Raw genomic sequence first — 10,111 nt, 5'->3', positions numbered from 1 at the left:
AAAGAATCGATAAAGATAAGGCCAAAATCCGCCCTTAAGAAGTATTTGAAAAGATATGAAAGATAAGGTAATAAAAGAGGGCAAAAATCCGCAAAGAAGAAATGATTTGAAAGATGAGAAAGAAAGGAAAAAGGAAGGGAGAATCTAAGTGAAGAAATAGTCGATAAAGATAAGGCCAAAATCCGCCCTTAAGAAATAATTTCAAAGATATGAAAGATAACAAATAAAAAAGAGTAAAATAGGTAATAAGAACTAAAGAAAAAGATTAGATCGAACAGAGAATAAAAAGCTAGATAAATATAAGGTTAAAATCCAAATTTATCAGATAAGAGAATGGAAAAATATTTATTTGATGTAGCAATAGACGGTCAATTAGGATTCCAAGATGCAGCAACACCAGTGATGGAATCATTAGTAAATTTCTATAACTATGTATTTATTTATATGACATTAGTCATGGTAGTAGTAGGATATATGTTATCAACAATCCTAGTACACTTCAATGCAGGAGCACGATTAATATCTCATAAATACTTAACACATGGAACACAAATCGAAGTAATATGAACAATAATCCCAGCATTAATATTAATGGCATTTGCAGTACCATCATTCCAATTATTATATTTAATGGATGAATGTATCGAGCCAGGAGTGACAGTGAAAGCAATAGGATCACAATGATATTGAAGCTATAGTACAGACGATTACTACCCAGGAAAAATCAGTTTTGACTCATATATGATACCAGAAAGTGATTTAAAAGTGGGAGAATTCCGATTATTAGAAGTGGATAACAAATTAATAGTGCCAGTGGACACACACGTGCGAGTGATAGTAACAGCAACAGATGTATTACACTGTTGAGCAGTACCATCATTAGGAGTAAAAGTAGATGCATTACCAGGACGATTAAACCAAACATCATTCATAGCATTACGAGAAGGAACATTCTATGGACAATGTAGTGAAATCTGTGGAGCAAACCATGCATTTATGCCAATATGTATAAAAGCGGTATCATTACCAGAATACATAGCATATGTAAAATCGGCAATATCAAATTAATAGGCTTTGAGTAGACAAAGCGACGATGCCTAGATATGTTAGAATCATAGAAGGGGTAAAGTCAAAAGATAAGATAAGATAAGTGATAACTCAAATTCTTTGAGAAGTAAATCAAAGAAAAAAGAAGTCTATAAAAGGGTTAGAGTCCAAAATAGATAAATGAGTAACGCAAGTTGAAGTACAACGTGATTATTCTCAACAAACCACAAGACAATAGGTATGTTATATATCATCTTGGGAATAATTTCATCACTAATAGGTACATCATTCTCAGTGATAATGAGAATGGAATTAAGCCAGCCAGGGAATACAGTATTATCAGGAGATGGCCACTTATATAATGTTTTAATAACAGCGCATGCATTTATAATGATATTCTTCTTTGTAATGCCAGTATTAATAGGAGGATTTGGAAACATATTCGTTCCATTAATGATAGGAGCACCAGATATGTCATTTGCACGATTAAATAACATAAGTTTCTGATTAATGCCAGCATCATTAACATTATTAGTATCATCAGCATTAGTAGAAAGAGGAGCCGGAACATCATGAGTAGTATATCCACCATTATCATCAATCGAATATCATAGTGGAGGAGCAGTAGACTTAGCAATATTTAGCTTACATTTAGCAGGAGTAGCATCAATCTTAGGAGCAATGAATTTCATAGTAACAGTATTAAATATGAGAGCCCCAGGAATGACAATGCATAAAATCCCATTATTTGTATGAGCAATATTTATAACAGCATGATTATTATTATTATCATTACCAGTATTTGCCGGAGCAATAACAATGTTATTAACAGATCGAAACTTTAATACAAGTTTCTATGATCCAGCAGGAGGAGGAGATCCAATATTATATCAACATTTATTCTGATTCTTTGGACATCCAGAAGTGTATATAATAATAATACCAGCATTTGGAGTAATATCACAAGTAATACCAGCCTTCTCATCTAAACCAATATTTGGATATTATGGAATGGTATATGCGATGTTATCAATCGGAATCTTAGGATTTATAGTATGAGCACATCACATGTATACAGTAGGAATGAACGTAGATACACGAGCCTACTTTACAGCAGCAACAATGATAATAGGAGTTCCAACAGGAATTAAAATCTTTAGCTGATTAGGAACATTATATGGAGGAAGTATCCGATATACAACACCAATGTATTTCGCATTAGGATTCTTATTCTTATTCACAATAGGAGGAATAACAGGAGTGGTACTATCAAACGGAGGATTAGATATAGCATTACACGATACATATTACGTAGTAGCTCAAATGGGCCATATAATTAGCGATAGTTATATCGACGCGCACTATATGCTGGAAACACTAGTATATTATATTATCTTCATAATAATAATATGTATTATTTTGTACTTATTCAGTAAATCTAATGAAGAGAAGATAAAGTCAACATTAGTTTTGAATAGTAAAAATCAAAATAGTAGTAGTCAATCAGCAGGAAACGAACCGTTATTAAACGAAATAGGATCCTCAGAGACTATATGTGCGCTATCTGATAGAGAGTGATTAGCAGGAATAGTAGATGGAGATGGAAAATTTGATATAAGAATAATAAATAATAAAAGAGTGTTAAAAAGTATAAGAATAAAAATCTCAGTAAGAGATGCAAGAATATTATATAGAATTCGAAATCTATTACATGTAGGTAGAATAAGAGTCGAAGGGCCAAATTTAGTAACCTACATAGTAAGTGACAGAGCCGGAATGACAACATTAGTAAGACAGATAAATGGCCATATTAGATTAAAAATGGCAGAATTCGAAGAAACATGTAAACTATTAAATGAGACATATAAGCCAGCGGAAGCGAAAGTCCCAAGAAACAGCGGGTATTTATCAGGATTAATAGATGCAGATGGATCAATAATATTAAATTATGTAAATAATCGAATCGAAATGTCATTAGAATTAAATCAAAATGAAAATACGATGGCATTAGATTTAAGCGAAGCTATAGAGGGTATAAGTCCATCGGTTCATAAATTTGAGAAAAGAAATCAAAGTAAAGATAAGATATATTACTCAATTCGAATAGTTTACGATAAAATTTCGCATATGGGTCCAATTTATCGATATTTTAAAAGCCACAGATGTTATAGCGATTTCAAGTTTTATCGAGTAATGCAAATCAAAAGATTTTTAAAGATCAGACAATACAAAGAGTATCCAATAGATTCAGTAGAATATAAGATCTATAATGAATTTCTAAAAGAGTTTAACACACATTTAAATGAAGATAAACCATTACCAGCCTACATAAAATAATCAACTAAGATCAGATAATGAGATAGTCCACAATAAAAAGAATTAGCATTTCCACTACGTATTATCTATGGGAGCAGTATTTGGAGTATTTAGTGGATTCTTCTACTGAGTAGGAAAAATAACAGGATATGCATATCCAGAATTCTGAGGAAAAGTATTATTCTGAGTAATGTTCACAGGAGTAAACTTAACATTCTTCCCACAACATTTCTTAGGATTAGCAGGATTCCCACGACGATATCCAGATTTTGCAGATGGATATTCATTCTATAACTGAATAAGTTCAATAGGAAGTATAATATCATTAGTAGGAGTAGGAATATTCTTATATGTATTCTACCGAATAATAGCGGATAGAGTGGAAGTAGTGAATGGATCACAATGAACAGCACCAGAGTTCTTCGACACAATCGGAACAACAAACTGAAGCTATACATTAGAATGAGTACATCCATCACCAGCCCCATTCCATACATATAACGAAATTCCATACTTAGTAGCAACAAAATAACCCCTGAACAGATCGCAGGGCGAAAGTAGAAAAAAAAGAAAATGAAAGAATTATTAATCTATATAATAGTGGCGATAATATTATCAGCAGTAATAAGTCTAGCCTCATATATATTAGCGATCCGCCGACCAACAGCGGAGAAAGTAAGTGCATATGAGTGCGGATTTGATCCATTCTTAGATTCTCGACATAAATTTGAAGTTCGATTCTTTTTAGTAGGAATTCTATTTATAATATTTGATTTAGAGATATCATTATTATTCCCATGAGTCCAAGTATTAAATCAAACAAATTATTGAATAGTAATGACATTCTTATTTATATTAACGATAGGATTAGTATATGAGTGAAAAAAAGGAGCATTAGAGTGAGAATAGGTCAGAAAAGAATCATAGAGCAAACCCTCTAATATCAGAGAGGAGCCAAGGTAATGTGGTCGAGAGGTTAAGGCGGTTGCCTGTAAAGCAATTGGGAAACCATCCTAGGTTCGAATCCTAGCATTACCAAGTAAATAGCGCCTCATTCATTACCACGTAAAAATCGCTCCGTCTCATCGATAATCTCATCGATAATCTCATCCATTACTACATAAATCTCGCATCATCGATAACAACATAAATCTCGCTCCGTACATAACGACATAAATGTGGCCAGGAACACAGCCCGGTAAATGCGTACATAAAAGTCGCCCATTGATAACGATATAAATCTCGCCCAATCGATAACGACATAAATCTCGTCTCATCCATAATCTCATCCATTACTACATAAATTTCGTATTATTTATTACTACATAAATCTCGCATCATCCATAACGACATAAATCAGGCCCCCAACACAGCCAGGCGAATAACCCCCTAAATATATCCCCGTCGATAACGACATAAATCTCGCATCATCCATAACGACATAAATAGAGATCGATAATGACATAAATAGAGATCGATAATGACATAAATAGACATCGATAACTACATAAAATCCGCTTCGAACACAGCCTGGGAAATCCCGCCAATAACCCCCCCCCCCCCTTTACAACAGGAATCGGCGAAAAAGCCCAAAATAAGAATCCTTCGTATAGGAATAGGCAAAAAAGAAGACTCATTGGTATAGGCAAAAAAGAAGACTCATTGGTACAGAAATTGGCGAAAACCCTTTATTCGAAGAATCAGCGAAAAATCGCCCCCTTCGTACAGTAATAGGCAAAAAAGAATATTCCTTAGTATCGTAATCGGCGAAAAATTCCCTTTATTGTAGTAATCGGCGAAAAATCCCCTTCGTACAGGGAAAGGGAAAAATTGCGCAACATAACATTTTATAAGTGAAGAATAAAGAGCGAAAAAGAAGCATATGAGTAGTGCCCGTAAATAGTAGGGCGAGAAAATGTTATGCAGAAAAATCCCGCTCAATAATAATCACTCAATAATAATCACTCAATAATAATCACTCAACAATAATAGCTCAACGATTATCAAGAAAGCAGATAATAATAGGAAAGAATAATCAGGTTAGAATCCTTGAAATTCTAGATAATAAAAAATGAGAATATTAAAAAAACATCCAATATTAAGCTTGGTAAATAATATGTTAGTAGATCTACCAGCCCCAGCGAATATAAGCTATTTCTGAGGATTCGGATCATTATTAGGACTGTGCTTAATAATTCAAATGGCAACAGGAATATTTTTAGCAATGCATTTTACACCACATGTAGATTTAGCATTTAATTCAGTAGAGCACATAATGAGAGATGTAAACTACGGATGATTAATCCGATATGCCCATGCAAATGGAGCCTCAATGTTCTTTATAATGGTATTTATCCATATAGCGCGAGGATTATACTATGGAAGTTATACAGGAGCGCGAATGATGGTATGAAATGTAGGAGTAATAATCCTAATAGTAATGATGGCGACAGCCTTTTTAGGATATGTATTAGTATTTGGATCAATGAGTTTATGAGGAAGTGTAGTAATTACAAATTTATTATCAGCGATCCCATACATAGGAGAAGATATAGTTCAATGAGTATGAGGAGGATTTAGTGTAGGAAACCCCACATTAAATCGATTCTTTAGTTTCCATTACTTATTACCATTTGTATTAGCAGCATTAGCAGTAGTTCATTTAATAGCATTACATGAAGATGGATCAAACAACCCATTAGGAGTGGAAGCGGAAATCGATAAAGTGCCATTCCATCCATACTATAGCATCAAAGATTTATTTGGATATACATTATTTGGATTAGGATATATATATTTAGTATACTTTGATCCAAACTGATTAGGACATCCAGATAACTATATCCCAGCGAACCCATTAGTGACACCAGCACATATCCAACCGGAATGATATTTCTTATTTGCATATGCAATATTAAGATCAATCCCCGACAAATTATTAGGAGTATTAGCCTTATTTGGATCATTATTAGTACTATTAGTAGTTCCAATAGTAGAACAAAGTCCAATCCGAAGTCGACAATTCCGACCAATAAGTAAAATAATGTTCTGATTCTTTGTAGGAGACTTTATAATCTTAACATATATAGGAGGTCAGGTGGTAGAAGAGCCATTTATAACAATAGGACAACTAGCATCAGTATTTTATTTTGTATACTTCTTAGTATTAAATCCATTAGCAGGATATATTGAGAAGAAAATAGTAAGCTAGAAAGCCCCAAAAGAAGAAAAACAGCAAAAAAGAAGTAAGGAAAGATAGGAGCGAAGAAGGGAGGAAAGAGTGCAAGGCGAATCTTCTTGATAAATAATCTCGTCTAAAGATCCCTTTAGAAGGCACATAGAAGGCACATAGAAGGCACATAGAAGGCATATAGAAGGCACATAGAAGGCACATAGAAGGCGCAAAGATAGCGCAAAGATAGCGCAAAGATAAATCCTTCGTAAAAATCCCTTCATATAAATCCCTTCATATAAATCCCTTCATATAAATCCCTTCGTATAAATCCCTTCGTATAAATTAGGATAAAAATCTGCATAAAAATGAGTATAAAAATCGGCATAAAGCCAGGAAGAAGAAAGAAGAGAGCAAAGATCGAAACTGAGAGAGAGGAAAGAGTGCAAAATCCGCAGAAAGCTAGGGATAAGAAAGGCGAAAAGGTCTCGCAGAAAGAGCCCATCGTAGAGTGCCAGGAAGAAGAAAGAAGAGAGTAAAGATCGATCCTGTGAGAGAAGAAAAAAGCAAAGATCGGTCCTGTGAGAGAATCAAAATTGCAGGAATAAAGATCGACCTTGTGAGAGAATAAGATAGATGAAGAAGAAAGATAAGATCGACACTGTGAGAGAAGAAGAAAGATAAGATCGACACTGTGAGAGAAGAAGAAAGAAGAGAGCAAAGATCGACACTGTGAGAGAGCAAAGATGAGAGAGAAGAGCAAAGATCGATCCTGTGAGAGAGCAAAGATGAGAGAGAAGAAAAGAGCAAAGATGAGAGAGAAACAAAAAAGCAATAATAAAGATCGATCCCGGGAGAGAGGAGAGAGCAAAGATCGAACCTGTGAGAGAGGAAAGAGTGCAACCGCAATAGTGCAAGAACAAGACTGCAAGAATGAGAAGGCGCAAAAGAAAAGACGTAAGTCAGTAAAAAAGTGCGCCAGATAAAAGTGTAAGTGTCTGTAGCATATGGGCTGTGCAATGAGCTTCGGATTCAAGGAGGGTGGTTCGAGTCCATCCAGACACTAAAGTGCAACAGATGCCCAATGGGCAAGGTTAGAATCCAACTAAGCACAAATGACAACAGTATTTGGAACGATAGCGATAATATCATCACTAATGGTAATAACAGAAAAGAATACAGTTCATTCAGTATTCTATCTAGTAATGTCGTTTGTAAACACAGCGATAATCCTGATAATAACAGGAGTAGATTACCTAGGATTATTAATAATAATAGTATATGTTGGGGCAATAGCAATACTATTCTTATTCGTAGTAATGATGATAAATATAAAAAGTGAAGAAATAAATCGAGCCCGATATACACCAATCGGGTTAATCATTACAACAGTGTTAATAATGGAGGTGTATATGGTATATCCAAAACTGTCTCCAATAGCACAAGAAAGCGTATATTCAATAAATGGTGCAACAACAAATATTCAAGCCTTAGGAGAGATAATGTATAATTGACCAATAATAATGTATGGAAGTTTAGTTCTTCTAGTAGCGATGATAGGGGCGATAGTATTAACGCTAAGTCATAGTGCAGGAGTAAAACGACAAGATTTATTTAGCAAATGAGCATAGTAGTAGCATATTTAATCGCCGCAATAACAATCCAATTAGTGCATAATGTGATATTAGATGGAGCACATAGTCGAGAATTATCATCAATAGTATTATTAATGATATTAGGAATGACAGATAGTGCAATAGTATCAATCATAGTGATAAGTGGATTAGTAGTATTAATAATATCATCAATAGATGAAGAAACAACATCATTATTTTTATTAGGAATAACAGGATTAATAATAATAACAGGTACAAATTCATTAATAATAATATATTTAGGCCTAGAATTAATAGGATTAACATTCTATATATTAGCAGCTCGAGAACGAAAAGGAGTGAAAAGTACAGAAGCCGGAATAAAATACTTTATATTAGGAGCATTAAGTTCAGGAATATTATTATTAGGTATGTCATTAGCATATGCAACGACAGGGACAACAAGTTTAGAGTTAGTAACAGGAGCAAGTGCAACAATGATCAAAATCGGATTATTATTTAAAGTGGGAGCAACACCATTCCATATGTGAGTACCAGATGTATATGAAGGATCACCAATAATAGTGACAATATTCTTAGCAGTAGTGCCAAAAATCGCCTATATGACAGTATTAATGCGATTAGTGACAGAGCAACCAGATACATTAATAATCTTAAGTGGAGTATTAAGTATAATAGTAGGAAGTATCGGAGCCTTAAATCAAACAAAATTGAAAAGAATGTTAGCATATAGTGCAATAGGTCATATGGGATTTATGCTATTAGGAATAGGAGTAGGAACATATGCAAGTTATCAAGCAACAATAGTATATATGATATTATATATAATAATGACAATAAATACATTTACAATGATAATGGAATTAAATCTGCAAAAAATCGTAGAAGTTCGAGGATTATCACGAAGAAATGGAATGATAGGATTTACAATGGGATTAGGAATGATGTCAATAGCGGGAATTCCGCCATTAGCAGGATTCTATAATAAATATTTAGTAATAAAGAGTGTAGTAGAGAGTTCATTAATAGCAGTATCAGTAATAGCAGTAGTAATGTCAGTAATATCAAGTTATTATTATGTAAGATTAATAAGATGAATGTATTTTGAAGACCAACCCGAAGTAGCAGTAGTATTACCAAAGATCAGTGCCCGAGCATCATTAGTATTAGGAGCAACAACATTTGGAATATTAACAATAATGCTATATCCATCAATAATAATGGGTATAACATCTCCAGTGGTATTTTTAATCTAAGATAAATCTAAGATAAAATTAAGATAAAATTAAGATAAAATTAAGATAAATCTAAGATAAATCTAAGAAGCAGATAGATAAATCTAAGAAGCCGATAGAGAACGGAGAGAGAGAAAATAAACGACAAAACTTAAAAGATAAAACCTAAAAGATAAAACCTAAAAGATAAATCCTCTCCCAATCCCTCATCCTCATCCTCATTCAAGTCCTCTCCCAATCCCTCAACGTTTCTCGAACAAAATATGGATAAAAATCCGCAAAGCATAAACCTTTAAAAGATGAGAATTAAGGGAAAAATGAAGAGAAAAATTAAGTGACATTTGAAGGGAAATTTTAAGAGAAGTTTAAAAAGGGAAGATTTAAGGGATAATTTAAGAGATAATTTAAGAGAAGTATTAAAAGATAATTTAAGAGATAATTTAAGAGAAGTATTAAAAGGAAAATTTAAGGGGAAATTTGAGGGAAAATTTAATAGATAATTAAAAAGGCAAAATGAAGGGATAAAAATCCGCAAAGAAGATATATTTGAAAAGATGGGAATTAAGGGAAAAATTAAGAGAAGTTTAAAAGGAAGAAAGAATCGATAAAGATAAGGGAAAAAATCCGCAAAGAAGAAGTCTTTAAAAAGATGAGAATTAAGGGCCAATTTAAGGGATAATTTAAGAGATAATTAAAAAGGAAAAATGAAGGGATAATTTAAGGGG

The 10,111-nt window shown here is 33.3% G+C and carries 8 protein-coding genes, 1 tRNA gene and 4 pseudogenes; all 13 read left to right on the top strand.

Translation table 11 applies throughout. The features are described 5' to 3' along the window. The first annotated feature begins 333 nt into the window (after window positions 1–333). Window positions 334–567: a hypothetical protein gene (locus JSS34_07460; protein ID MBS0186153.1), complete on the top strand. Its 234-nt coding sequence runs from the start codon at window positions 334–336 to the stop codon at window positions 565–567. Window positions 568–741: 174 nt separating this feature from the next. After that, window positions 742–867 (top strand): hypothetical protein, encoded by a 126-nt coding sequence (locus tag JSS34_07455; protein ID MBS0186152.1) that lies wholly within the window; start codon window positions 742–744, stop codon window positions 865–867. A gap of 3 nt (window positions 868–870) precedes the next feature. Continuing rightward, window positions 871–1,068, top strand: a pseudogene (locus JSS34_07450) (cytochrome c oxidase subunit II). A 219-nt stretch (window positions 1,069–1,287) separates the two neighbouring features. Next, window positions 1,288–2,625: pseudogene (locus tag JSS34_07445) on the top strand (cbb3-type cytochrome c oxidase subunit I). Window positions 2,626–2,634: 9 nt separating this feature from the next. Continuing rightward, window positions 2,635–3,384 (top strand): hypothetical protein, encoded by a 750-nt coding sequence (locus JSS34_07440; GenBank protein MBS0186151.1) that lies wholly within the window; start codon window positions 2,635–2,637, stop codon window positions 3,382–3,384. Window positions 3,385–3,936: 552 nt separating this feature from the next. Continuing rightward, window positions 3,937–4,245 (top strand): annotated as a pseudogene (gene ndhC / locus JSS34_07435) (NADH-quinone oxidoreductase subunit A). Window positions 4,246–4,321: 76 nt separating this feature from the next. Next, window positions 4,322–4,401: transfer RNA gene (locus tag JSS34_07430), tRNA-Tyr, on the top strand. Between the two features lie 1,033 nt (window positions 4,402–5,434). Next, a pseudogene (locus JSS34_07425) lies at window positions 5,435–6,574 on the top strand (cytochrome b N-terminal domain-containing protein). Between the two features lie 329 nt (window positions 6,575–6,903). Further along, window positions 6,904–7,074 (top strand): hypothetical protein, encoded by a 171-nt coding sequence (locus JSS34_07420; protein MBS0186150.1) that lies wholly within the window; start codon window positions 6,904–6,906, stop codon window positions 7,072–7,074. Window positions 7,075–7,650: 576 nt separating this feature from the next. Next, on the top strand, window positions 7,651–8,049 hold the full coding sequence (locus tag JSS34_07415) for an NADH-quinone oxidoreductase subunit J (protein MBS0186149.1): 399 nt from the start codon (window positions 7,651–7,653) through the stop codon (window positions 8,047–8,049). Window positions 8,050–8,156: 107 nt separating this feature from the next. After that, window positions 8,157–8,681 carry a hypothetical protein gene (locus JSS34_07410; protein MBS0186148.1) on the top strand — a complete coding sequence of 175 codons (525 nt, stop codon included), beginning with the start codon at window positions 8,157–8,159 and terminating at the stop codon, window positions 8,679–8,681. A gap of 33 nt (window positions 8,682–8,714) precedes the next feature. Continuing rightward, the gene (locus JSS34_07405; protein MBS0186147.1) at window positions 8,715–9,248 is read left to right on the top strand and encodes a hypothetical protein; all 534 of its coding nucleotides are present in this window, start codon (window positions 8,715–8,717) and stop codon (window positions 9,246–9,248) included. A gap of 479 nt (window positions 9,249–9,727) precedes the next feature. After that, a complete protein-coding gene (locus tag JSS34_07400; protein ID MBS0186146.1) occupies window positions 9,728–9,886 on the top strand; it encodes a hypothetical protein in 159 nt (52 codons plus the stop codon). The last annotated feature ends 225 nt before the right edge of the window (window positions 9,887–10,111 follow it).

The sequence above is a fragment of the Pseudomonadota bacterium genome (assembly GCA_018242545.1).
Classification (GTDB): Bacteria; Pseudomonadota; Alphaproteobacteria; order 16-39-46; family 16-39-46; genus 16-39-46.
This window is presented reverse-complemented; position numbering and strand designations above follow the sequence as displayed.